Source organism: Eubacterium sp. BIOML-A2, assembly GCF_009680135.1.
GTDB lineage: Bacteria > Bacillota > Clostridia > Lachnospirales > Lachnospiraceae > Faecalicatena > Faecalicatena contortus_B.
Map to the genome: position 1 here is coordinate 12953 of NZ_WKZK01000043.1, position 23307 is coordinate 36259.

General features: G+C 45.6%; 22 protein-coding genes and 2 tRNA genes. 23 read left to right on the plus strand and 1 reads right to left on the minus strand.

The annotated features are described in order from the left end of the window. Nucleotides 1–187 precede the first annotated feature (187 nt). The 9 genes from GKG43_RS14965 to GKG43_RS15005 all read left to right on the plus strand — a co-directional run bounded on the left by GKG43_RS14965 (nt 188) and on the right by GKG43_RS15005 (nt 6651). Entirely contained in the window at nt 188–772 is a 585-nt protein-coding gene (locus GKG43_RS14965; RefSeq protein ID WP_050641676.1) for a TetR-like C-terminal domain-containing protein, read from the plus strand. 272 nt (nt 773–1044) lie between these two features. After that, nucleotides 1045–1611, plus strand: a complete 567-nt coding sequence (locus tag GKG43_RS14970) for a polysaccharide deacetylase family protein (RefSeq protein WP_347562064.1) — start codon at nt 1045–1047, stop codon at nt 1609–1611. Between the two features lie 139 nt (nt 1612–1750). Then, nucleotides 1751–1999, plus strand: a complete 249-nt coding sequence (locus GKG43_RS14975) for an HPr family phosphocarrier protein (protein ID WP_050641674.1) — start codon at nt 1751–1753, stop codon at nt 1997–1999. Between the two features lie 212 nt (nt 2000–2211). Beyond that, entirely contained in the window at nt 2212–3543 is a 1332-nt protein-coding gene (locus GKG43_RS14980) for a glutamine synthetase family protein (protein WP_050641673.1), read from the plus strand. Between the two features lie 66 nt (nt 3544–3609). Further along, nucleotides 3610–4158 carry an ANTAR domain-containing protein gene (locus GKG43_RS14985; RefSeq protein ID WP_050641672.1) on the plus strand — a complete coding sequence of 183 codons (549 nt, stop codon included), beginning with the start codon at nt 3610–3612 and terminating at the stop codon, nt 4156–4158. A 24-nt stretch (nt 4159–4182) separates the two neighbouring features. Then, entirely contained in the window at nt 4183–5034 is an 852-nt protein-coding gene (gene dapF, locus GKG43_RS14990) for a diaminopimelate epimerase (RefSeq protein WP_050641671.1), read from the plus strand. Between the two features lies 1 nt (nt 5035). Beyond that, nucleotides 5036–6250, plus strand: coding sequence for an LL-diaminopimelate aminotransferase (locus GKG43_RS14995; RefSeq protein ID WP_129879282.1), 1215 nt, complete (start codon nt 5036–5038; stop codon nt 6248–6250). Nucleotides 6251–6443: 193 nt separating this feature from the next. Further along, a tRNA-Gln gene (locus GKG43_RS15000) sits at nt 6444–6514 on the plus strand. A gap of 63 nt (nt 6515–6577) precedes the next feature. Next, a tRNA-Pro gene (locus tag GKG43_RS15005) sits at nt 6578–6651 on the plus strand. A gap of 412 nt (nt 6652–7063) precedes the next feature. On the opposite strand, the gene GKG43_RS23395 is transcribed toward GKG43_RS15005, so the two are convergent. Then, entirely contained in the window at nt 7064–7159 is a 96-nt protein-coding gene (locus GKG43_RS23395; RefSeq protein WP_242843882.1) for a putative holin-like toxin, read from the minus strand. Between the two features lie 205 nt (nt 7160–7364). Here GKG43_RS23395 and GKG43_RS15010 point away from each other — a divergent pair, with 205 nt between their 5' ends. The 14 genes from GKG43_RS15010 to GKG43_RS15075 all read left to right on the plus strand — a co-directional run bounded on the left by GKG43_RS15010 (nt 7365) and on the right by GKG43_RS15075 (nt 23014). Beyond that, complete coding sequence (locus GKG43_RS15010; RefSeq protein WP_055153921.1) at nt 7365–8234, plus strand: aminoglycoside 6-adenylyltransferase; 870 nt, start codon at nt 7365–7367, stop codon at nt 8232–8234. Between the two features lie 24 nt (nt 8235–8258). Further along, nucleotides 8259–8915 carry a DUF4317 family protein gene (locus tag GKG43_RS15015; protein WP_330377689.1) on the plus strand — a complete coding sequence of 219 codons (657 nt, stop codon included), beginning with the start codon at nt 8259–8261 and terminating at the stop codon, nt 8913–8915. Nucleotides 8916–8989: 74 nt separating this feature from the next. Further along, the gene (locus tag GKG43_RS15020) at nt 8990–9484 is read left to right on the plus strand and encodes an 8-oxo-dGTP diphosphatase (RefSeq protein WP_243125859.1); all 495 of its coding nucleotides are present in this window, start codon (nt 8990–8992) and stop codon (nt 9482–9484) included. 311 nt (nt 9485–9795) lie between these two features. Continuing rightward, nucleotides 9796–11280 (plus strand): FGGY-family carbohydrate kinase, encoded by a 1485-nt coding sequence (locus tag GKG43_RS15025; RefSeq protein ID WP_243125860.1) that lies wholly within the window; start codon nt 9796–9798, stop codon nt 11278–11280. A gap of 39 nt (nt 11281–11319) precedes the next feature. Then, nucleotides 11320–12018 carry a class II aldolase/adducin family protein gene (locus GKG43_RS15030; protein ID WP_242843879.1) on the plus strand — a complete coding sequence of 233 codons (699 nt, stop codon included), beginning with the start codon at nt 11320–11322 and terminating at the stop codon, nt 12016–12018. 138 nt (nt 12019–12156) lie between these two features. After that, on the plus strand, nt 12157–13512 hold the full coding sequence (locus GKG43_RS15035) for an extracellular solute-binding protein (RefSeq protein WP_173020116.1): 1356 nt from the start codon (nt 12157–12159) through the stop codon (nt 13510–13512). A gap of 152 nt (nt 13513–13664) precedes the next feature. Next, nucleotides 13665–14579 carry a sugar ABC transporter permease gene (locus tag GKG43_RS15040; RefSeq protein WP_050641667.1) on the plus strand — a complete coding sequence of 305 codons (915 nt, stop codon included), beginning with the start codon at nt 13665–13667 and terminating at the stop codon, nt 14577–14579. Nucleotides 14580–14582: 3 nt separating this feature from the next. Further along, nucleotides 14583–15413: a carbohydrate ABC transporter permease gene (locus GKG43_RS15045; RefSeq protein WP_050641666.1), complete on the plus strand. Its 831-nt coding sequence runs from the start codon at nt 14583–14585 to the stop codon at nt 15411–15413. A 157-nt stretch (nt 15414–15570) separates the two neighbouring features. Then, nucleotides 15571–16776, plus strand: a complete 1206-nt coding sequence (locus GKG43_RS15050; protein WP_173020117.1) for an ROK family protein — start codon at nt 15571–15573, stop codon at nt 16774–16776. Between the two features lie 179 nt (nt 16777–16955). Beyond that, the gene (locus tag GKG43_RS15055; protein ID WP_129879285.1) at nt 16956–18233 is read left to right on the plus strand and encodes a uroporphyrinogen decarboxylase family protein; all 1278 of its coding nucleotides are present in this window, start codon (nt 16956–16958) and stop codon (nt 18231–18233) included. A gap of 14 nt (nt 18234–18247) precedes the next feature. Next, nucleotides 18248–19237 (plus strand): ABC transporter permease, encoded by a 990-nt coding sequence (locus GKG43_RS15060; protein ID WP_129879286.1) that lies wholly within the window; start codon nt 18248–18250, stop codon nt 19235–19237. An 18-nt stretch (nt 19238–19255) separates the two neighbouring features. Beyond that, on the plus strand, nt 19256–20347 hold the full coding sequence (locus tag GKG43_RS15065) for a sugar ABC transporter substrate-binding protein (protein WP_055153905.1): 1092 nt from the start codon (nt 19256–19258) through the stop codon (nt 20345–20347). Nucleotides 20348–20394: 47 nt separating this feature from the next. Continuing rightward, nucleotides 20395–21909, plus strand: a complete 1515-nt coding sequence (locus GKG43_RS15070; protein ID WP_055153903.1) for a sugar ABC transporter ATP-binding protein — start codon at nt 20395–20397, stop codon at nt 21907–21909. Between the two features lie 70 nt (nt 21910–21979). Further along, the gene (locus tag GKG43_RS15075) at nt 21980–23014 is read left to right on the plus strand and encodes an NAD(P)-dependent alcohol dehydrogenase (protein ID WP_129879287.1); all 1035 of its coding nucleotides are present in this window, start codon (nt 21980–21982) and stop codon (nt 23012–23014) included. Nucleotides 23015–23307: the final 293 nt, after the last annotated feature.

Genomic DNA, 23307 nt, shown 5'->3' on the forward strand with positions numbered 1-23307 from the left:
TGCCGTTACTATGCGCGGCCCCTGGGCCGTGAATAGTAACGTCTGGGTAAATCTGGTGAAAGATATACGACACAGCGTTGCTTTTTGTTCTTATTTTAAATATAATAGAGGTATCAGAAAATGGCAACCGCCAGATTAGGTGTATCTGTAAGTAATACAACAAAAACGAAAGAAGTGTTGATTGTTCATGAAAAATTCAAATTTAGACCGCAGGATCAAGTATACAAGAAAAATGATCAGGCACAGTTTTCTGCAGCTGCTGGAGGAAAAACCGCTGGGAAAAATCACAGTTAAGGAGATCTGCGAAAAGGCCGACATCAACAGGGCCACTTTTTATGCTCATTATGAGGACGTGTATGACCTTCTCTGCAAGATTGAGGAGGAATTTTATCAGGAGGTACTCTCATTTGCGGGGGATATGGGGCAGGAAAATCTTACAGGAATTCTGCCGGCTGAAATATTAAAAAAAATCAGAGAGAATGAAGAGCTGTGCAAAGCGATGTTCAGCAAATATGGAGATAAAGAATTTCTTGCCAGGATGATGTATTTTGCAAAGGCAGATTCTCTCGTCGCCTGGAAAAGGCTGTATCCGGGAATGGAAGAGGAACGGCTGGAGTGGCTGTATGAATTTATCGTAAATGGCTGTGAGGGAATTATACGGAAATGGGCATTGAACGGATTTGAGGCAGAACCGGAAGAGATCGCAGAGTTCATGGCCCGGATGTTCCGGAGCTGTGTACAGGGGATGGAAACGGGGGAGAGAGGTGCATAGGGGGCTGACCCCTTTGCTTCTATTTTTGTGCCCACACAGCATATACTTATTTTAAGCAAATATACTCTGGAGTTTTTTATGAGACAAAGGCTGTTCAAGGTCAGTTTTAGTGCGTTTCTGGTTATTATGATTTTAGGATGTTCGGTGAAGTATATGGCGGGTCATGCCAAGGTGGCGAGTAATGTAAGCGGAAGGGAGCTTCCCATCTATTCCGTGGACACACCTGAGAAGAAGGCTGGCTCACCTTTGATGCCGCATGGGGCAATGAGTCTATGCAGAAGCTTCTGGACATTCTGGAAAAATACAAGATCCATGCGACTTTCTTTACGACGGGGGGATGGGTGGAGAAATACCCGGAGGATGTGAAAGCCATACTGGCGGCGGGACATGACCTGGGAAACCACAGTGAGACACACCCGAATATGAGCCAGCTTTCCGAGGCGGAACAGGAAGCGGAAATCATGGGCGTGCACGACAAGGTAAAGAAGCTTACAGGCTATGATATGCAGCTGTTCCGCGCTCCCTACGGGGATTACAATGATACGGTGATCCGGACTGCCGCGAAATGCGGATATTATGCGATTCAGTGGGACGTGGACAGTCTGGACTGGAAGGATTATGGCGAACAGAACATCATTGATACAGTTCTGGATAACAAATCCCTGCAGAACGGCTCCATTATCCTCTGCCATAATGGCGCAAAGTATACGGCGGACGCGTTGGAAAAGGTGATTACAGGACTTCAGGAAAAAGGGTACCAGATTGTACCGGTTTCGGAGCTGATCTATAAGGAAGACTATCATATGGATGCATCCGGAAGGCAGATTAAAAGCAGATAAAAATTTAACATTAGGACTTTCCTTTTTGTGCAAGATAGTGTACAATATTGAATCGGTGATGAAATATTGCCACGTAACAAGCGGTTCCATCAAATGTCAATGGATGGGTGTACTCTATAGCAATCAGGAGGTAAGAACCATGGCGGGGGAAATATTAACAGCGAACGCAGTAAGAGTGGGATTTGCAACTGTTAACGAGATTCAGGAATTTGTACAGCTTATCAAGGAATATAAAGGAGATCTTGATATGGCGCAGGGAAGAATGACCGTGGATGCCAAGTCAATTTTAGGAATCTGCAGCCTTAATATGCATGACGAAATGGAACTCCAGGTACACAGCGGAGAGTTTGAAAAACTCAAAAGTAAAATACGCAAATTCATAAAATAAAAAAATGAAAAAAGTCGGATAAGAAAGATTGACATTTTTTCACAGGGTCGTTATAATAAGACGAAACAAGGGCGTTTTCTTCAGGGGAGAGAACGCCCATTTTTAAATTCCAGAAAACTTTTCCGCAGGCAAGCCTGTAAACAGAAACAAAATAAGCACGTGAGAAGTATAAAAGATATAAATATGTCAGATAACAGTCAGGAGGGTAATTTATGAATGATTACACGAGAGAAGATATTTTAGAAATGGTAGAGGAAGAGGACGTCGGCTTTATCCGCCTTCAGTTTACAGACATCTACGGCACCATGAAAAATATGGCCGTTACGGTGAGCCAGCTGGAGAAGGTGCTGAATAACGAGTGCATGTTTGACGGCTCATCTATTGAGGGGTTTTCCAGGACAGAAGAATCAGATATGTACTTATATCCTGATTTAAATACGTTTGAGATCTTCCCCTGGAGGCCGCAGCAGGGAAAGGTGGCGCGGTTCATATGCGACGTATACCGCCCGGACGGCACACCCTATGAAAGTGATCCCCGCTGCGTGCTGAAAAAAGTCATACGTGAAGCCCGGGAAATGGGATATACTATGAATGCCGGCCCGGAGTGCGAGTTTTTCCTTTTTCATACGGATGATGACGGTCTTCCGACCACGATTACACATGAAAGAGGAAGTTATTTTGATGTCGGGCCGCTGGACTACGGTGAAAATGCGCGGCGGGATATGGTGCTTACCCTGGAGGAAATGGGATTTGAGATTGAGACATCCCACCACGAAATCGCCCCTGCGCAGCATGAAATTGATTTCCGGTATGATGAAGCCCTGGCCACGGCGGATAATATTATGACATTTAAGCTGGTTGTGAAGACCATTGCAAAACGCCACGGACTGCATGCTACATTTATGCCTAAACCCAAATCCGAAACCTATGGATCCGGAATGCATCTGAACCTGTCACTTTCAAAAGACGGCACGAATATATTCCAGGATAGCAATGATAAAAACGGCCTGAGCCGGGACGGGTATTATTTTATGGGCGGCCTGCTGAAACATATGAAGGCCATTACCTGCATCACGAACCCGACTGTGAATTCCTACAAACGCTTTGTGCCGGGATATGAGGCGCCGGTATATATATCCTGGTCAGCAAGAACAAGGGGGCCGCTGATCCGCATTCCGTCTGTCCGCGGGGAGAAGACGCGGATAGAGCTCAGAAGCCCCGACCCTTCTGCGAATCCGTACCTGGCACTGGCAGTTCTGCTTGCTGCCGGGCTGGACGGCATTAAAAATCAGATTCTGCCGCCGGACAGTGTGGATGAAGACATTCAGGCAATGTCAGAGGAACAGCGCCGTGAGCTCCATATTGAAGCTCTTCCATGGAACCTGATGGAGGCGGTTCGCGAACTGGAGGGAGACGCACTCATCCGTGAAGTGCTGGGAGCGGACCTGACAGCTAAAACGATTGCCTCACATAAAAAGGAATACCATGATTATTGTATGCAGGTGACGGACTGGGAACTTGCGAATTATCTTCATAAAATGTAAACGTCCTGTATGGGGAACGAAAACAGTGTGGCTTGGAATGAAAATGGGCAGGAGGTGTAAGCGGGTATGAGCAGTATTGTGGTAGTATTTCCCAAAAAAGAGACTGCGGCAAATATTCGCAACCTGTTAGTACGGGGCGGCATTGACATATCCGGTATCTGTACCACCGGGGCCCAGGCGCTTCAATATGCAGATAATTTTGGGGAAGGCATTATGATCTGTGGATATAAAATGCAGGATATGTTATATTCAGAACTAAGGGAATGCCTGCCCGAATCCTTCGAAATGCTCCTGATTGCCTCGCCTGATAAGTGGAGCCAGGATCTGGTGAAGGGCGTGATAGGGCTTCCGACGCCGGTCAAAGGCTATGATCTGCTGAACACATTGCAAATGATGATGCAGACCATGCAGAGAAGACGCAGGAAGAGAAGAGAGGCAGCCAGGAACAGGGATCCCGGGCAGCGGGCGCTCATAGGGCAGGCAAAAGCGCTTTTGATGGAGCGCAATCATATGACGGAAGAAGAGGCGCACCGCTATCTGCAGAAGTGCAGCATGGACAGCGGGAACAATATGCTGGAGACTGCGCAGATGGTACTGACGATCATGTCAGAATAGAAGATGCGAAAAGGAGAGACAAGAATGAAGTTTACAAAGATGCAGGGACTGGGAAATGATTATGTTTATGTAAATGGCTTTACCGAGAAAATAGAAAATCCGTCCGAAGTGGCCGTACAGGTCAGCGACAGGCATTTTGGAATCGGTTCTGACGGTCTGATTCTGATCAATCCGTCTGCAGTGGCTGATTTTGAGATGGAAATGTACAATGCGGACGGCTCCAGGGGGGAGATGTGCGGAAATGGTATCCGCTGCGTGGGAAAATATGTTTACGATTACGGGCTCACGGACAAGACTGCGATATCGGTGGAGACGCTGGGCGGCATCAAATATCTGGAGCTTTCCGTGGAGGACGGAAAAGTAGTGCAGGTGAAGGTAGACATGGGAAAACCAGAGCTTAAGGCCGCATTGATTCCGATTATCTCAGAGGAAGAGCTGGTAATCAATGAACCGATTATAGTAGACGGAACAGAATATAAGATGACGGGTGTGTCTATGGGCAATCCCCATACGGTTGTCTACATGGAGGATATCGAGCATCTGGATATAGAAAAGACAGGTCCCAAATTTGAACACCATGAGCGTTTCCCCAAACGGATCAATACAGAGTTTGCGGCTGTCCTCGACAGACATACGGTCAGCATGCGCGTGTGGGAACGGGGTTCCGGGGAGACGCTTGCCTGCGGTACGGGAGCATGCGCAGTAGCTGTTTCCAGTATCTTAAACGGCCTGACAGAGGACGAAGTGACAGTCAGGCTGCTGGGAGGCGACCTGCTGATCAAATGGGACCGGGAAAAGGATACCGTATATATGACGGGCCCCGCGGAAGTTGTTTTTGACGGGGAATGGAATCAATCATCAGCAAAGGAGAACTAGCATGTTCAAAATAAACGACAATTATTTAAAACTGCCGGGAAGCTATTTATTTTCTACAATTGCGAAAAAGGTGAATGCCTTTACCGAAGAGCACCCGGAAAAAACGATCATACGCCTTGGCATCGGGGATGTCACACAGCCATTGGCTCCGGCCATCATCGAATTCCTGCACAGCGCTGTGGATGAGATGGGAAAAGCAGAGACATTTCACGGGTATGCACCGGATCTGGGCTATGAATTCCTGCGGAAAGCCATGGCGGAAGACGACTATCAGGCCCGCGGCTGCGATATTTCCGCGGATGAAGTCTTCATTTCGGACGGTGCAAAATGCGATTCCGGAAATATCCAGGAAATCTTCAGCACAGACAACAAAATCGCTGTATGTGACCCCGTATATCCGGTCTATGTAGACACCAATGTCATGGCCGGCAGGACAGGCGTCTATGATGCGAAGACAGAGACATGGAGCGATGTGATCTACATGCCCTGCACAGCAGAAACGAACTTTGCACCGGAGCTCCCAAAAGAGACACCCGATATCATCTATCTGTGTTTCCCCAACAACCCGACCGGTTCAACGATAACCAGGGCGCAGCTCCAGGATTGGGTAGACTATGCAAACAAGGCAGGGGCAGTCATCATTTACGATGCTGCTTATGAGGCTTATATCTCAGAGGAGGACGTCCCACATACAATCTATGAATGTGAAGGCGCCAGAACCTGTGCAATCGAACTCAGAAGCTTCTCCAAAAACGCGGGCTTCACAGGCGTGCGTCTCGGAGCGGCGATCATACCGAAAGACATAAAATGCGATGGGGTAACCCTGCATTCACTGTGGGCCAGACGCCACGGCACAAAATACAACGGAGCACCTTACATTGTACAGCGTGCCGGGGAAGCCGTATACTCCGAAGCAGGCAAAGAACAGCTGAAAAAACAGGTCGCATATTACATGAACAATGCGAAAGTCATATATCAGGGCCTGAAGGATGCCGGATACACCGTGTCCGGGGGAGTAAACGCGCCATATATATGGCTGCAGACCCCGAAAGGAATGAGCTCCTGGGATTTCTTTGATCATCTGCTTGAGAAGGCAGGTGTAGTCGGAACACCGGGATCAGGGTTTGGTCCAAGCGGAGAAGGATACTTCCGTCTGACTGCGTTCGGCAGTCATGAGAAAACGGTGGAGGCAATAGAAAGAATAAAAGCATTGTAAAATGGTAAGGGGGCAGTGCAATGGGGTCAGACCCCTCTTCAGAGGGGTCTGACCCCATTGCACACCGTATTCAGAATATTCAGAAAAAAGAGTCTCAAAAAACTTTTTGATGGAAATTACAAAAAGGGCTTGATTTTTCCGGGGAGTCTGCTATAATAACCATGTTGCGTCTGACAAGGACAAGACAGGATAATGCGGATTGGTGTAATGGCAGCACAACAGACTCTGACTCTGTTTGTGAAGGTTCGAGTCCTTCATCCGTAGTTGAGAATCTGCGAAAGCAGATTCTTAATTTTCTCTTTAAGAGAAGCAGAGGTTTATACATATCGGAGTGTGGCTCAGCTTGGTAGAGCGCTACGTTCGGGACGTAGAGGTCGCGTGTTCGAATCACGTCACTCCGATTGGTTACAAGGCTGGAGACATAAGGGATTGCAGATTTCTGCAGTCTCTTTCTTTTTAATGAAAATACCGATAATTAAGAATTTTGTTAAGAATTTTTTTGTGACAGGTGATACTGGGGGATAATAATTTTGAAAGAATTTAGAAAAATTTAAAATAGGAGATAGTGTATTTTTTTTTTATGTTTTATCTTTAAGTATGGTTTGGTTGATATTTAGGACTGGGGCTTAGAAAGGTTTCATAGATTGTCTTTTGTGGATTTTTAAGGAATAGAAACTTGATATCAGATGTAAGATGTGTTATATTTAGAAATAAGGAGAGTACCGCCCACAGTGGTGGGAGCCTCACAGTTTAGGATTACGTCCTACATAAGGACGCGCCTACCCCGTTATTGCCGAACAGGGTAGGCATTTTTTATTTTCGCTTATTATGCCTATCTATGTAGGTAAGTAATGCGAGCAGAAAACCGCCGCCTAAAAACAGCAACGACAACACTTCATAAGCGTCCATCCGCACCACCTCCCCTCTTCTGTGAAGTTGGGAGGATCCTACCCTGTACACGGTACTCTTGAACGATTATATCATTATCAGACTGATTCGGCAATAAACAAGAAACTGCTTTTGTCAGGGTGTTCTGTCTGGGAGCAATGGTTATAGTTTAGACCGTGCCGTACACATCTTTAATAAAATGGAAAAGGAAAATCGAACGATACCTATGCGAAACGAACAGGAAATGTACCAACTCTTTTTAGACATAGCAAACAATGATGACAGAATATTAGCGGTATATATGAACGGCTCTCGCACAAATAAAAATGCGCCGAAGGATATCTTTCAGGACTATGATATCGTATATGTTGTAGAAAAAACTGCCGATTTCATAAATGACCTCCTGTGGATAACCCAATTTGGGGATATCATGTACATGCAGTATCCGGATGAAAGCCCGGATTACCCTAACGATAAGGAAAATTTTTATGGCTGGCTTATGCAGTTCAAAGATGGCATCCGCGTGGACTTACACGTCGAATCAACAGAACATGCACTGCAGAATATTGAAAAAGACAAGCTGTGTCAAATCTTATTAGATAAAAAGGGTATACTGCCGCTGATAGGGGAACCCACCGATCAGCAGTATTGGGTACAAAAACCCACAGCAGAACAATATACTGCGTGCTGTAATGAATTCTGGTGGTGCAGTAATAATATAGCAAAGGGGTTATGGCGCAAAGAAATTCCTTATGTGCAGGATATGGCAAATTACGTTGTGCGTAAGCAGCTGGAAAAGATGCTGTCCTGGAAAATAGGATATATGACGGATTATCAGGTAAGCGTGGGAAAATCAGCAAAATACATGTACCGGTGGCTTTCGGGCGAAGAATATCAGCTATACTTAGATACCTATTTCGGGGGGCGTGTTGATGAAGCGTGGAAATCTGTTATGTTAATGTGTGATCTTTTCGAAAACACAGCTCTTTGGGTAGCAGAACATAGCGGTTACGTTTATAATCAGGATGAAGGCAAAGCTGCAAGAGCATTCTTGGTGCATATAAGAAACCTGCCCCCGGATTCAACAGAAATATAGTGACTAATCAAAGCGAGAATAATAATGATAAAAACAAAAAACACAAATAGCATAATAAACAGAGAAGACATGTTGGAACTGACCAGACGTATGACCCTCGCCCGTAATTCGGTTACAAGAATTGCCGGGTGCTATGCAGACAGAGAAGGAATATTCGACGGAAGTTTTAATATAAATTTTTTAAAACTGTCCCCGGCGGAGCGGACAAATAAGCTGGCGCTGGCGAAGGCAATTCCTTACTCCCCTACGAATGTAAATCTGAAAAAATATGAATTTCCGCAGGAACAGCAAAAACCAGGCAGTATGTGGCAGATGCTTATGGCAATAAAAGAATGCGGGTTGAAAAATGATGCCCTGCTGGACACATTTTATGAAACTGTGATGGAACAATACCACGCAAAATCGGATTACGCTGTTCTACTATTTCATGACCGCTATGACATTCCGGCAAAGGCATCTGATCATGAACGCCTGTGGGAGTCCGAGGAAGTATTTGAATATATTATCTGCGCTGTATGCCCGCTTCTTGGGGAATACAATCCCGGGAATCCGGAGTGCGGCTTCTTATTCCCTGCGTTCACAGACAGATGCGGGGATCTGAATCATATTGATGTGTTCCAGGCGGACGCAGACGCCCCACATGATGAAATACTGGAGCTGCTGGGGGTACAATTATTTTAGTATATACAATTTGTTGAAGGAAGGAGATGATCCCGGTGCCACAAAAAAATCATAAAATGTTAGAGGGGAAATTGTTGCAGACAAAGAGAGTAAAGCGATCACTGAATGTAAAATCGGAAAATAAGACAGAAACCGTCTGTTTTATGAATATGTGCATGATCCAGGATGGAAAAGGGAATGTACTTGCGTTGGATAAAGTCAATGACAGTTATACCGGAACAACATTTCCAGGAGGGCATGTTGAACAGGAAGAAAATTTTCATGATTCTGTAGTTCGTGAGATTCATGAGGAAACGGGATTGGATATAGAAAATCCCCGTTTTTGCGGAGTCTATCATTGGAAGAAAGCGGGGATTCATCATATAATCTTCCTGTATAAGGCAGATAAATATGCAGGAGAATTAAAAAGCTCAGAAGAAGGCCGGGTCTACTGGATCCCGATGGACGAATTAAAGGAGAAAGAACTTGCAGCAGGGATGGAGTATGCACTGAAGATCATAGAATCGAGTCAGTTCTGCGAATGTTATATGCAGCAGAAAGCAGATGGATATGTGGGGACTTTGTACTGAACAGATATGTTTTAAGTCCTTTACCAAAGAATAGGAATATGCCGTGGAATTGAGTGCTTTCCAGCACATGATTTATCACGGCATATTCCTATTTTTTAATGCCATTTATATTTGGCCGCAAAAGGGCATTGTATCATTTGTGCGTTTTTATAGAGAAATAATAAGATTTTAGAGGGCATTTATATCGAAAACAATAATAATATTAGGCAAAAATACTAAATATAATCGATACAGAATTTAAATATTGACATTTAAGTTGTTATTAGGTAGAATAATATTATCGAAAAAGAAAAAATAACAGGAGGAAAGCAATGAAGAAGCAGATATCTATTGCGGCAGACCTGGGAGCCAGCGGCGGTAAGATGGCAAGAGGATATTTTGACGGGGATCACGTCGAGATTGGTGATTATTTTGACTTTCCAAACCGGCCCTTATCCTTGAATAGAAATCTATATTGGGATTTGTTTGCGCTTTACAATAGCATATTAAAAGGTCTTGACTTTTACTCCAGGGAGCAGGGGGCAGCCACGATTGGTATTGATACATGGGGGGCAAGCTACGGATTTCTGGATAAAAGGGGAAGGCTTTTGGAGCCGGTTTATCATTATCGGGATCTGCGCACAGAACAATCTCTGGAGAAATCTTACGAAGTGCTTCCGAAGAGAAAACTATTTGAACTCACCGGATGCCAGCCTAATCGTTCTTACACATTGCCTCAGCTTTACTCTTACATAGAACATGGGGATAAGATCATTGAGCTGGCAGATAAGATGCTTTTTCTGCCGGATCTGCTGGGATATTTTCTCTGTGGGCAGATGTCAACCGAGCGTTCGATTGCCGGAACATCGGGGCTCATGAAGCCGGAGCAGGATGACTGGGCGTGGGAGGTGTTCCGAAGGCTTGGCATACAGGAAAGGATGCTGACGGACATTGTGGATACAGGATCGGTAAAAGGCTGTGTTCTCCCGGAGATTGCTTCGATTACGAGAACCGCGGATACGAAGGTCATTGCAGTGCCGGGACATGATACAGCGTCGGCGGTGGTTGGAATCCCGGGCTTCGGCGTAAACCAGGTATACATGAGTATTGGAACCAATATTAATATGGGAATCGAACTTTCCCGCTGCATTATAACTGATAAGGCCTATGAAGGCGGATTTAAAAATGCGGGAGTCATAGAAGACCGGAAGATTCTATATCGGGATTTTGCGGCATTCTGGCTTCTGAATGAACTGAGAAGAACCTGGAAGGCCGAGGGACATGATTATGAGTATGACGCAATTATGAAAATGGCCCTTTCATGTAAATCAAAGCGGGTGTACGTGGATGCCGATGATACACATTTAAATAATGCGGGCGGCAACGCAAAAGAAAAAATAAATGCCTATCTGAAACAGACCGGGCAGCAGACACTGCAGACGGATGCAGAATTCGTCCGTTGTATATTGGAAAGCATTGCATTGAAAGTCATGTATTGTGTTGAGTACTTGAATAAGGAGCTTGAGATTCCGGTAGAGAGGGTGTCGGGAGTAAATGGCGGAAGCAGAAATTACGTGCTGATGCAGTTCATCAGCGATGCGCTGGGAATGCCTGTCTATGGGGGCATGCCATATGCAACACTGGCCGGTAATGTGATGACACAGATGTATTCGATGGGGGAGGTGGCGTCGATCAAAGAGATCCGGGAATTAGCCGCAAATTCATTCGAAATGAAGGAATACCAGCCGCATACAGAAGAAAAAGAAAGATGGAAAGAGGATTTGCAGAAAATGACAGAAAAAGGGATCTGCAAGTAGTACGGGAAGAAACCTGCATGTAAAAAAAGGAGGACAAAGATGAGCGAAAATTACATGGAAAAAATGAAAGAACTGGGAATATCCGAGGAGGTGGTAAATCAGGTGCTGGCCGTAGCTAAGCGCATGGACGACAAAGGACTGGTCAATTCCTTTGCAGGGAATATTTCTGCAAAAGTGGACGGCAAAATTTATATTACGCCAACCGGACAAAATAAAGGCCTTCTCACACCGGAGAAGATTGCTGTTGTGAATCGGGATGGGGAGCGTATCTTTGGGATGAAAGAAACTTCGGAAATTATCATGCACAGTATGGCCTATGATATCTGCGAAGAGAACGGCTGGGATGTGGGAGGTGTTGTTCACAGTCACTCGAAAGTACTGACTGCATTTTCTATGGCGGGGCTGGATGTGGAGACAACGGCGCTTCCGGAGATGATGGGAAACTTCCATAAGATTCCCTGTGCGCCATATGGGGCGCCGGGAACAAAGTTCATTATGACGATGGCAGAGCCTTACTTTGCGGAGGGCTACAGAATCGTACTTCTGGGAAACCACGGAAGCCTTGCCGTAGGCAGGACTGTGGAGGAAGCCATGAATGTTGTGGAAGCATGCGAATCAATAGCAGAACAGATTTTGATTACAAAATATATACTTGGCGGAGAAGCTTCATTGGATGTGGACGAAATAGCAAGATTCTTTGAGATATATAAGGAGAACCGTTTAGGCAGAGTTAAATAACAGGGAGGAATCCTACTTCCACTAGTGGGAGAGTAATATAACCGAAGGGCATGCTGTCATACACGCCCCCGGGGAACCGTTTTGCAGTAAAACAGCAGAACAAGGCGAAACACGTAGAAAGAGATGGAGGAAAACAGTATGAAGTTGAAAAAAGTGGCAAGTGTAGTATTAGCATTGACGATGGTTGCGGGTCTGGCAGCCTGCGGCAGCTCTTCAGACGGAGACAGCAAGAGCAGTGACAGCAAAACCAGTGATTCCAAAGCCAGTGAGAGCAGCGGCAACGAAACAGAAAAGACGACATTGACCATGTGGTCATGGTCCCCGATTACACGTACATGTGACAAGATGATTGAGGCTTTTGAAAAAGAAAATCCGGATATTGAGATTGAGTTTACCTATTATAATTATGATCCGGAATATCTCTCCGCATTGTCTGCAGCTGCTGCATCGGACAATCTTCCGGATATTATTGGCCTTCAGCCAGGCTCCCTGACCGCGCAGTATGCGGATTACCTTATGGATTATTCTTCTTACGCACAGGAGGAGTGGGGCGATAACTGGAAAGATAATTACCCGGAGATGATTGCAGACCAGATTCAGATGGGGAATAAGTCAGGAGATGAAGGCAATTACATACTTCCAGTAGAGGCACAGGTGATTTCTATTGTTTACAATAAGAACGTATTCGAAAAATACGACCTCGATATTCCGAAAACATATGACGAATTTAAAGCGGTCTGCAAGACACTGAATGATAATGGCGTGGCGCCACTGTTCTTTGGCGGAGCCAATGGATGGCAGTGTGTAAATCTCTTTACAATGCTGTGTTCACAGCTGGACACAACGATATTTGACAAAGCACAGTCCGGCGAAATTAAATGGACAGATCCTGCTATGGTGGAGGCAATGAGCAACTTTAAACTGATGTTTGATGATGGGATCGTTCAGACGGGAGCGATGTCTGCAGATGCAAATACGAACGGAACTCCTGCTTTCGTATCAGATTCAGCGGCAATGATGGCGCTTGGTTCCTGGTGGTGTCAGGAATTTACGGCTGGAGATCCGGCAACAACGATTGCTGACTGGGATTTTGGGTTCTTCTATCTGCCGGCTGTAGGTACGGCTAAAAATCCGGCAACTCCAGTAGGCGGAATTGACTTTGGTTATGGAATCACAAAGAATTGCAAAAATCCGGATGCCGCATGGAAAGCACTCAAATCATTCAGCGCAGGCGCTGGTATCCAGGCATGTGTGGATGATGTAAACAATCTTCCGGCGTTCAAAGGGATCGAACCTAAGAATACAGAACTGAATAAAGACCTGGTTGAACAGTATAACAGCTTCTCAGAAGATTTGAACAGCGCAATGAATCAAAGGATCGGCGAGCCTACGATTGAAACAGCACTGCAGAATGCACTTGCAGGCGTTGGTTCCGGCGAACTCACGCCAGAGCAGGGATGCCAGGCAGTACAGGATGCGCAGGATGCATTATAGGCGGCGGAGCCACTGTTTATAATCCCAAACAGATAAGCCTTAGGTGAACTTAACTGGGAGAACCAAACCCTTTTTATGGGGCAGAGGTTCTCCCATATTTGAACACGGCAGTGTAAACATATACAGTAATGCGGCTGGAAGGAGGATAAAAGATGAGTAACACAGCAGTAAAGGCAAAGGGAAAGAAAAAACATAATATCCCAGGGTATTTGTTTATTCTTCCGTCTGTACTGTTCTTCCTGTTTTATATTTTATATCCGATAGGGTTTGTAGGCTGGAGCAGTTTGTTCAGTTGGTCTACTCTGAAAAATATGACTTTTGTCGGGATGGAGAATTATATCAGAATTTTTCAGGATAAAGTATTTCTGACGACTATGAGGAATTCTCTTTTCTGGATTATCACGACAGTGCCGATTCAGGCGGGAGTCGGATTTTTCCTGGCATATATAATAGAAGAACAGCTTCAAAAAGGAAAAGGTATTTTCAGAACAGTATTTTTCCTTCCGGTAGTTACGTCTGTAGTAGTTGTAGCTATTGTTTGGGGAAAAATGCTGCAGCCATATCAGGGGATCATTACACACTACTTATCGGTTCTCGGTATCGGAGGACAGGTAAATATCCTCGGAATGCCCAATACTGCAATTTTTGGCTGTATTATCGCCAACATATGGGAATGGACGGGGTGGTCCATGATCATGTATGTGGCCGGAATGTCCCAGATCCCGGAGGATATGAAAGAAGCGGCCAAAATAGATGGGGCGACGCGGTGGAAGGAAATTCTTTATATTTATATTCCCTCACTGGCATCCACACATAAATCCCTTTTGATGCTTGGCATCATCGGCTCACTTCAGACCTTCGGCCTGATCTATACCATGACCGGAGGAGGTCCGAATCATGCATCAGAGATGCCCGGAACTTACATTTTCCAGTCCGGGTTTACAAATCAGCAGATGGGATATGCTTCCGCTTTATCCGTAGTAATATTACTGTTCGCTCTGGTGCTTACTGTATTCCAGGTGAAGGGACTCGGAGCGGGCGATTTTATGAGGAAGGAGGCGGATTAAACCATGACAGCAAAAGAGAAGCAAAAACAGATAATCTGGAGTAGTGTTCTCATAGTCGTGACATTGATTTTTATGGTTCCGTTGATCTTCATGGTAAGCATGTCTCTTCGGACACCGGATACCATCGGATTACCGCAGCTGTTTATATCGGACGTGACGTTTAAAAACTATGCAAATGTACTGAGACAGAACCCTGATCTATGGAAGAATTTTATGGGAAGCGTGATTGTTACGGTTACATCAGTGGCGCTTGTTACAATTTGTGCAAGCATGGCTGTGTTCGGCTTTTCCAGAAAGAATGTGCATGGGAAGGTTCTGATATACAATATCCTCTTATGTACTCTGATGGTGCCGATAGCGGGGCTTGTTGTTCCGATTACGCAGCTGAACAGCAGACTGGGCTGGATTAATAATTACTTAGGGTTGATTTTTCCATATGCTGCGCTCGGAATCCCTTTTGCCATTACGATTCTTCAGGGCTTTATGGTAGGCATTCCAGAAGAATTGGAAGAAGCTGCGGTGATTGACGGGTGCGGGATTATCCGGTTATTCCTGCAGATTGTATGTCCTCTTCTGAAGCCGGGGATTGTGGTCATTGTCATCTGGCAGTTTTTGACTTCATGGAATGAGTTCTTTCTTGCCATGTGTACGCTGACCAAGGAGTCTGTGAAAACGCTGCCGCTGATCGCACAACAGTACAATGGAGCTTATTTCAGCCAGCCGGGGACATTATTCGCTGCGCTGACATTGATTACGATACCGATGCTTGTATTCTATATTATCGTTCAGAAACAATTTGTAAAGGGGTTGACAGCAGGGGCCGTAAAGGGCTAACAGTCCAGACGGGACCGAACTGTTTGCAAAAGGATAGGAAGCCCCTGAAAATGGGCGCTAAAGCTTGCATGCCGGATGGATTAAGAGTATGATATATAAAGAATATATATAAAATTCATGAATCCGAGAGGTTAAGGCTATGAGCAGGGAATCCATCATGGAAAGTCGAAAATATTATCAGCGGAATAAAATGCTGAGTATTATTCGGTATCAGAAGGATGTTTCCAGATATGATGTGAAAAAAGCAACAGCATATAGTATGACAACTGTATTGAATACGATAGAAGAGATGCTTGGCGAAGGTTTGATATATGAGGAGGAATGTGCGGAAGCAAGAGTAGGAAGAAAGCCGGTGTGGCTTCGGATCAACCCGGATGGAGGATATTTCATCGGCCTGGAATTCAACGGCCGGATTATGCATTGTGTTGTTCTGGATTTTGCCGGCAATGTTATATACTCAAGAGAAAGTGTAATAGCAGAGTCACAAACCCATGCGGATGCAGTTCTGACAATGCTGAAAGAGAATATTTACCGGGCTATGGACATTTTGCATGGAAAAAAGGGAAGAGTGCTTGGTATTGGTTTGGGTGTGCCCGGATACAGCAATAAAAAGAAGGGAATCGCCATTTCGTACAGTCACATCAGGGATTGGGATAATATACCCCTGAAGAAGATGATTGAAGAGGAGTTTGGGCTTCCGTGTTACATGGAGAACAATGTAAGCGGTATGATTTATGCATATAAATGTTTGGTATACAACGGAAAATGTGAAGATATGCTCTTTTTCTCTGTACGTACCGGTGCGAGGGTTATGCCGATTATCAATAATATGCCGGTCAGCAGCATCAATGGCTTTCCGGGGGAGATTGGCCATGTAAAGGTAAGCGGAGGGAGCCGGATATGTTCCTGTGGGCGCTACGGCTGCCTGAACACGGAAGTATCGGACTTTGCAATCGTGAGTAAGATTAAAGATGGGATCAAAGTAGGGCGGTTTCGGGAAATTGTGGATATGGTGAACGGTGATCTGAGTGAAATTACAATCGTAACTTTTGTGGATTCCGTACTTTTGAAGCATCCTGATTCACAGAATCTGATGAAACAGGTGGCGGGGTATTTGGGCGAGACGTTCAGTATGCTTGTAAATATATTTGCCCCCAGAAAAATTGTATTCTACGGCGAGATGGTCAGGATCGGTGAACCGTTTTTTGAGATACTGAGAAAATGTGTAAAAGAAAACTCTTTAAAAGAAAATTACAAAGGGCTGCAGATACTTGGCTCTGAATTCGGCCGGGATCTGGGCGCCATTGGTGCGGCAGCGCTGGTTATGCAGGAAGAATTTGAGTTTGTGGAAAAAACGATATAAAGAAAAGCTTTAAAGTGTCATTCGATTTTTATCGAATGGCATTTTTTTTTGGTAGAAATAGCAAAAAATCAAAAGAAAAGATTAGTAAAAAACACGAATTGACAAATTCACACTTATTCACTATAATACATTTATAAAACAATTTAAATAAAGTATTTTACTTTATTCGGAGGTGCAAAATGGGCGGTACATCAAGAGAAAGATTTATTCAAACGATTCATCATCAGGACCCTGGACAAGTAGTGGTGGACCTGGGCGCTGCTTCTACAACCGGCATTCATGCAGAAGCGCTGTCTAATCTGCGCAGTTATCTGGGTTTGACTCCTAAAAGAGAACGGATCAGCGAACCCTTTCAGCTGCTGGGCGAGGTAGATGAGGAGATCAGGAAGGCTCTTGGAATTGATATTGTGGGAATTGGCACAAACACGACGATCTATGGCTTCGAAAATGCAGGCTGGAAGTCCTGGCATCTTCCTCAGGGACTGGAGGTAGAGGTGCCGGCCGGTTTTGTCTGCTCAGTTGACGAAAAGAATAATACATACATGTACCCGTGCGGAGACAGACACGCAAAGCCTGTCGCTAAGCTGCCGGCTGGGGGGTATTTTTTCGACAACGTGGATCACACAGTGGGAGAGTTCGACGAAGATAATGCCAATGCCAGAGAAGATTATAAGAACGATTATCAGGTCTACACAGACAAACAGCTTCGCTTCATGGAAGAACAGATTGATTATTATTACAACAATACGGATTACGCAATCTTTGGTGCGGCTGCACTGACGGCTATGGGGGATATGGCTTATATACCGGGACCGGCACAGAAGCTTCCAAAGGGAATCCGTTCTCCGGAAGACTGGCTGGTAGCGCATTACACGGTTCCGGAATATGTCCATGAATGCTATGAGATGCAGTTAGAAACAGCGATGAAAAACGTGAAGCTCTTAAAAGAAATAGCGGGGAATAAAATCCAGGCCGTATTTGTCAGCGGTACAGATCTGGGGACACAGCGGTCACAGTATATATCCAACGATATGTACCGCGAATTTTACCTTCCCCGCCATAAAAAACTGAATGACTGGATCCACCGGAATACAGACTGGAAAGTCTTTTTCCACTCTTGCGGGGCGATCGAAAAACTAATGCCCGAACTATATGAGGCGGGCGTTGATATCCTGAATCCGGTACAATGTTCCGCGGACGGCATGGATCCAAGGATGCTGAAAGAAAAATGGGGAGACAAGTTTGTTTTCTGGGGCGGGGGAGTAGATACGCAGAGGACGCTTCCTTTCGGGACACCGGAAGAGGTTTATACGGAAGTGCTGGAACGTCTGAAAATATTTGCGCCGGGCGGAGGCTTTGTATTTAATGCAATCCATAACATCCAGGGTCCGACCAAACCAGAAAATATAAATGCGATGTTTGAGGCTGTCCGGGATTATAACCGGATGGCAAAATAGGGAGGGGACGGCGCATGGGAGAGCAGGCAAAGGTTCAAAATAAAGAATCCATCAATAAGTTTACAAGTACCAGCGAGTTTGGCGTGATCATTGCACTGGCATTATTGTGTATAGCGATGTCATTCCTAAGTCCCTATTTTTTAAAAAGCTCTAACATTATAAATATCCTGTATCAGGTTTCCCAGTATGCCATATTGGCAATCGGCATGGGCTTTGTCATACTGACCGGCGGAATTGACCTCTCGGTCGGTTACACGGTAGGGATCTGCGGCTGTATGCTTGCAAGCATGATAAGTAAGGGCAGCAATATGTGGCTGACGTTTATCGGTGTCCTGCTGATGGGGGTTTTTATTGGTGCAGTGAACGGTGTGCTGGTTACATATATGAAACTTGCCCCATTTATTGTCACATTGGGCACAGGGAAGATTATGCAGGGGTTAATCCTGCTGATTACAAATGGAATGCCGATCAGTGTAAATACGCCCCTGAACTGGCTGGGAAATGGAAAAGTAGGACAGATCCCGGTTGCCGTTATTATTATGGCGCTGGTGATTATAATAGGAACAGTCTTTTCCAAGTATACATTGTCCGGAAGGAACATCTATGCCGTGGGAAATAACGAAAGATCAGCAAAGATCTCGGGAATCAAAGTAGAGCGTATTAAGGTGCTGGTCTATGTTATCCACGGGTTTCTGGCCGCATTATGCGGGGTGATTGCGACAGGTAAACTCAGAAGCGCGGATTCCCAGCTTGGAAACGGGTATGAGATGGATGTCATTGCTGCCGTTGTAATCGGAGGCTTCAGTATGAGCGGAGGTGAAGGAAAGATCTGGAGCGTCATGGTCGGGGCGGCAATCATGGGGGTACTGAAAAATGCTTTTGTGCTCCTGGGGTTACCTTCTTACTGGCAGACGGCAAGCATTGGAATCGTAATCATTATTGCGGTGTCAATTGATCCGGTCAAGGCATTTTTTAAACAGCGGAAAATCAACAAAGGAATTTAAAAAGGGAGGAATTATTTTATGAAAAAAAGAGTGTTGGGATTTATTTTAAGTGCAGCAATGGTAATCTGCCTTTGTGCAGGATGCGGAGCAGACAATGCGCCAGAAGAAAAGGCGGCGAAAACGGAGACAACCGGGGAAACGAAGCAGGATGATGCAGAGGAAGAGGCTGGAGACGACAATATTCTGGACGATGTCGTGGTGGATACCTCCAGAATCACGGTGAAACCGGCTGAAAATACTTCCGGGGAAGAGATCAGAATTGCAGCTTTATGTGTACCTTACGGCCCATTCTGGCTGGAAGTCGTAAACGGAATGGAATCCGCAAAGAAACTGCTTGCGGACTATAATTGTACGGTAGACCTGATCCCGTTGGAATCCCTGGACGGCCAGCTGTTCTATGACGCAATCCAGACCTGTATCGTAAAGGAATACGATGTGATCAGCACATTCGGCGTATCCGATTCCATCTGCCCCATCGTAGACGAAGCAACGGACGCTGGTATTGCGGTTTATTACTACAATTCAGACACGGCCCAGGAATGTTCAAGAGTAGCGTTTATCGGCCAGGATTTATATGCAGCGGGACAGAAAGCGGCTGACCTGATGACAGATATACTTGGCGGAAAAGGCACGGTGGGTATCATTACAGGTCTCTTCAGCGTCAATGCCCATGAACTGCGCAGGACAGGAAGCGAAGACCAGTTTAAAGAAAAATACCCGGATATCAAATTACTGGAAACCATAGAGTGCAGTGATAATGACCAGGTAGCCTATAATGTGGCAACAGACCTTCTGACCGGCAATCCCGATCTGAGCGGGATTATCTGTACTGCAAACGGCCAGATTGGAACGGCTCAGGCAATTGAAGACTTAGGGCTGGAAGGAAAAGTGAAAATTGTCTGCTACGACTATATGGATGAAGTCATTGAATTTCTCAGAAAGGGAACAATCAATGCAACTATAAGCCAGGGACCATTTGACCAGGGCGCAAATCCGATCGTTTATGGATACAATCAGGTGATTACAGGAAAGCCGGAAGTAACCGGTAATGTGTTTACTGCTTTAGACGTGATAACACCAGAAAATGTAAATGAATATTTTCCGGAATAAATAATGACTGCAGGTGATAAGAATGCTGCAAGGCAAAAGGAGCGCATATGGAGCGGAAAGCAATCTATAAATTTCAGAATATCTGCAAATATTTTCCAGGTGTCAAGGCATTGGATGATGTCAGCTTCGATATCATGGAGGGGGAGATTCACGCAATTGTCGGAGAAAATGGGGCGGGTAAGTCTACACTGATGAATATCATATCAGGCGTTTACCAGCCCTCATCGGGCAGCCTGGTGTTCGAAGGGGAGAGGCTTGAGCTAAAGAGTGTAAGTCACGCACAGGATATGGGGATTTCGATGATTCATCAGGAACTTTCCCTGTCCCCGGCGCTGGATATTGCCGAAAATATATTTGCGGGCAGACTTCCAAAAGGGAAGGGCGGCTTCCTGAATATCCGGAAACTGTATGCTAAAACGGAGGAGGCGCTGAAAGAAGTTGGGCTGGATTATTTAAATGCCCATACACTGATCCGGGATATCAGCACTTCTCAGCAGCAGTTAGTGGAGATTGCAAAGGCGCTGGCACTGAAATCAAAACTGATTATTATGGATGAACCCACAAGTTCTCTTACGGCCAGTGAAGCAAACTTTCTGGAAGAGATCATATTGGGACTGAAAAAATCAGGAGTGACAATTCTTTACATTTCGCACAAACTCGATGAAATCATGCGGCTGGCGGATAAAATCACGGTGCTGAGAGACGGCTGCCATATTGTGACTGACGACAAAAGCAATATGACAATTGAGAAGATGATTTCCTATATGGTGGGCAGGGAATACAGCAAGATAACGGTGAGAGAAAGCTTCCTTGATGATTATGAGAACCGCCGTGTGATACTGGAAGTGGAGGATTTGTGCGTGGGCAACAAAGTGAAACATGTAGGATTTAAACTGTACGAGGGGGAAATTCTGGGTATTACAGGGCTTGTAGGGGCAGGCAGAAGTGAAGTGCTGCAGGCAGTGTATGGTGCTGACCCAAGACAGAGCGGAACTATAAAAATCCTGGGAAAAGAATGCCATCTGCAGAGGACAGGAGAGGCGATTGAACAGGGAATGGGGCTGGTGCCGGAAGGACGGAAGACCCAGGGGCTGTTCCTGAAGCTGAGTGTCCGGGATAATGCATCGGTCATGTATCTCAGGAAACTGAGGTCTAAGGCGGGGCTTTTAAACACCCGCAAATGCAGGAGCCTGACGGAGCAGTATATTAAGAAGCTGAACATCAAGACTCCTTCACAGGGACAGCTGATTGAAAACTTAAGCGGCGGTAACCAGCAGAAAGTTGTAATTGCAAGATGTCTGATGAACCATCCTAAAATATTATTCATGGATGAGCCGACCCAGGGGATAGACGTGGGAGCCAAAGAAGAGATCTATCAGATTATGAATGAGCTTGTAAAAGAGGGCGTCAGTATCGTAATGGTATCGTCCGAGATGCAGGAGACTATCTCGCTCTGCGACAGAGTGATTGTCATGTATGAGGGGCAGATCACTGGTGAGCTTATGCATAAGGATGTCAGCGATGAAAAAATTCTTGCCCTGGCATCAAACAAGAGGGAATAGGGGTTACTATGCACGCCCATAGGCCGTGAATAGTAACGAATAGGGTAACTGATCAGGATAGGAGGCAGCTATGAAGGCAGCGGTAATGACGAAAATAAAAGAAGTTGTGATGGAAGAGAGGGATATTCCGCAGATCGGGGATGACGAGGTTCTGATTAAAGTAAAACACTGCGGGATCTGCGGTTCCGACATCCATTATTATGAGCATGGAAGAATCGGGGATTTTGTAGTGAACCAGCCGATGGTATTAGGCCATGAATGCGCAGGGGAAATCTGTAAAGTCGGATCTTCGGTAAAGAATCTGGAAAGCGGGGATATCGTGGCTGTGGAACCTGGTTATACATGCGGAAAGTGCGAATTCTGTAAAAGTGGAAGATATAATTTATGCCCGGATGTCGTGTTTCTGGCAACGCCTCCTTATGACGGGGCCTTTGCGGAGTATATAAAATATCCGTCTGATATGGTTTTTAAACTTCCAAAAGGGATGGATACAATAGAGGGAGCGCTGATCGAACCGTTCTGTGTGGGAATGCATGCAGCCATGCAGGCGGAAGCCAGAGTGGGACAGAGTGCAGTGATCCTGGGGGCCGGATGCATAGGTTTGTGTACACTGATGGCGCTGTCGACGATGGGCGTGAAAAACGTATACATGGTGGATGTGATCCAAAGCCGTCTTGACATGGCAAAAGAACTGGGAGCAGTGAAAGTAATCCGGGCTGATCAGGAAGACGCGGTACAGGCAGTCATGGATGCCACAAACGGCAGAGGTGCGGATTTGGTCTTTGAAACTGCAGGGAGCCAGCAGACAGCACAGCAGACAGCGGAACTGGTGGCAAGAGGCGGGACTATAGTTATGGTAGGCATGGCGGCAAATCCGGTTTTCCAGTATGATTTCGGGAAGATTATGAATAAAGAAGTAAAGCTGCATACGGTGTTCCGTTATCAAAATCTGTACGAGGCGGCGATACATACGGTATCCGATTACCACCTGCCGCTGAAAAAGATTGTAACAAATACGTATACTTTTGAGCAGACGAGCCAGGCTCTCGATGACAGCATCAATCATAAGTCCGAAATGGTGAAGTCTGTGATTGCATTTTCGTAGTAGATGGGGGCGGGGCGCAAAAGGAAGGGATAGCCGCAAGCCGCCCAAGTGCAGCTATGCCGTTGTGATATGCGGACACGAACCTAAGAAATTCTAGGAATCCGACAGCCGTGAAAGTGGGGCACGGGCTGACACATCACGAGAAATCGGATGATTTCTCGCGCTGGGTCAGCCGATTTTGTGATTCGGAGATCACAAAATCTCCCCACTTTCCCGGCTGTCGGCTTCCAAGAATTTCTAAGGTCCGCTTTAGCGTTTCACAACGGCATAGCTGCACTTGGGCGGCTTGCGGC

Bases quoted from the DNA above. Each gene is read 5' to 3' on its own strand.
- GKG43_RS15050 (WP_173020117.1), top strand. From the start codon at position 15,571: ATGGAAAGTCGAAAATATTATCAGCGGAATAAAATGCTGAGTATTATT.
- GKG43_RS14965 (WP_050641676.1), top strand. From the start codon at position 188: ATGAAAAATTCAAATTTAGACCGCAGGATCAAGTATACAAGAAAAATG.
- GKG43_RS14975 (WP_050641674.1), top strand. From the start codon at position 1,751: ATGGCGGGGGAAATATTAACAGCGAACGCAGTAAGAGTGGGATTTGCA.
- GKG43_RS14980 (WP_050641673.1), top strand. From the start codon at position 2,212: ATGAATGATTACACGAGAGAAGATATTTTAGAAATGGTAGAGGAAGAG.
- GKG43_RS14970 (WP_347562064.1), top strand. From the start codon at position 1,045: ATGCAGAAGCTTCTGGACATTCTGGAAAAATACAAGATCCATGCGACT.
- GKG43_RS15055 (WP_129879285.1), top strand. From the start codon at position 16,956: ATGGGCGGTACATCAAGAGAAAGATTTATTCAAACGATTCATCATCAG.
- GKG43_RS15030 (WP_242843879.1), top strand. From the start codon at position 11,320: ATGAGCGAAAATTACATGGAAAAAATGAAAGAACTGGGAATATCCGAG.
- GKG43_RS15010 (WP_055153921.1), top strand. From the start codon at position 7,365: ATGCGAAACGAACAGGAAATGTACCAACTCTTTTTAGACATAGCAAAC.
- GKG43_RS15070 (WP_055153903.1), top strand. From the start codon at position 20,395: ATGGAGCGGAAAGCAATCTATAAATTTCAGAATATCTGCAAATATTTT.
- GKG43_RS15035 (WP_173020116.1), top strand. From the start codon at position 12,157: ATGAAGTTGAAAAAAGTGGCAAGTGTAGTATTAGCATTGACGATGGTT.
- GKG43_RS14995 (WP_129879282.1), top strand. From the start codon at position 5,036: ATGTTCAAAATAAACGACAATTATTTAAAACTGCCGGGAAGCTATTTA.
- GKG43_RS15075 (WP_129879287.1), top strand. From the start codon at position 21,980: ATGAAGGCAGCGGTAATGACGAAAATAAAAGAAGTTGTGATGGAAGAG.
- GKG43_RS15045 (WP_050641666.1), top strand. From the start codon at position 14,583: ATGACAGCAAAAGAGAAGCAAAAACAGATAATCTGGAGTAGTGTTCTC.
- GKG43_RS15025 (WP_243125860.1), top strand. From the start codon at position 9,796: ATGAAGAAGCAGATATCTATTGCGGCAGACCTGGGAGCCAGCGGCGGT.
- GKG43_RS23395 (WP_242843882.1), bottom strand. From the start codon at position 7,159: ATGGACGCTTATGAAGTGTTGTCGTTGCTGTTTTTAGGCGGCGGTTTT.
- dapF (WP_050641671.1), top strand. From the start codon at position 4,183: ATGAAGTTTACAAAGATGCAGGGACTGGGAAATGATTATGTTTATGTA.
- GKG43_RS15040 (WP_050641667.1), top strand. From the start codon at position 13,665: ATGAGTAACACAGCAGTAAAGGCAAAGGGAAAGAAAAAACATAATATC.
- GKG43_RS15065 (WP_055153905.1), top strand. From the start codon at position 19,256: ATGAAAAAAAGAGTGTTGGGATTTATTTTAAGTGCAGCAATGGTAATC.
- GKG43_RS15060 (WP_129879286.1), top strand. From the start codon at position 18,248: ATGGGAGAGCAGGCAAAGGTTCAAAATAAAGAATCCATCAATAAGTTT.
- GKG43_RS14985 (WP_050641672.1), top strand. From the start codon at position 3,610: ATGAGCAGTATTGTGGTAGTATTTCCCAAAAAAGAGACTGCGGCAAAT.
- GKG43_RS15015 (WP_330377689.1), top strand. From the start codon at position 8,259: ATGATAAAAACAAAAAACACAAATAGCATAATAAACAGAGAAGACATG.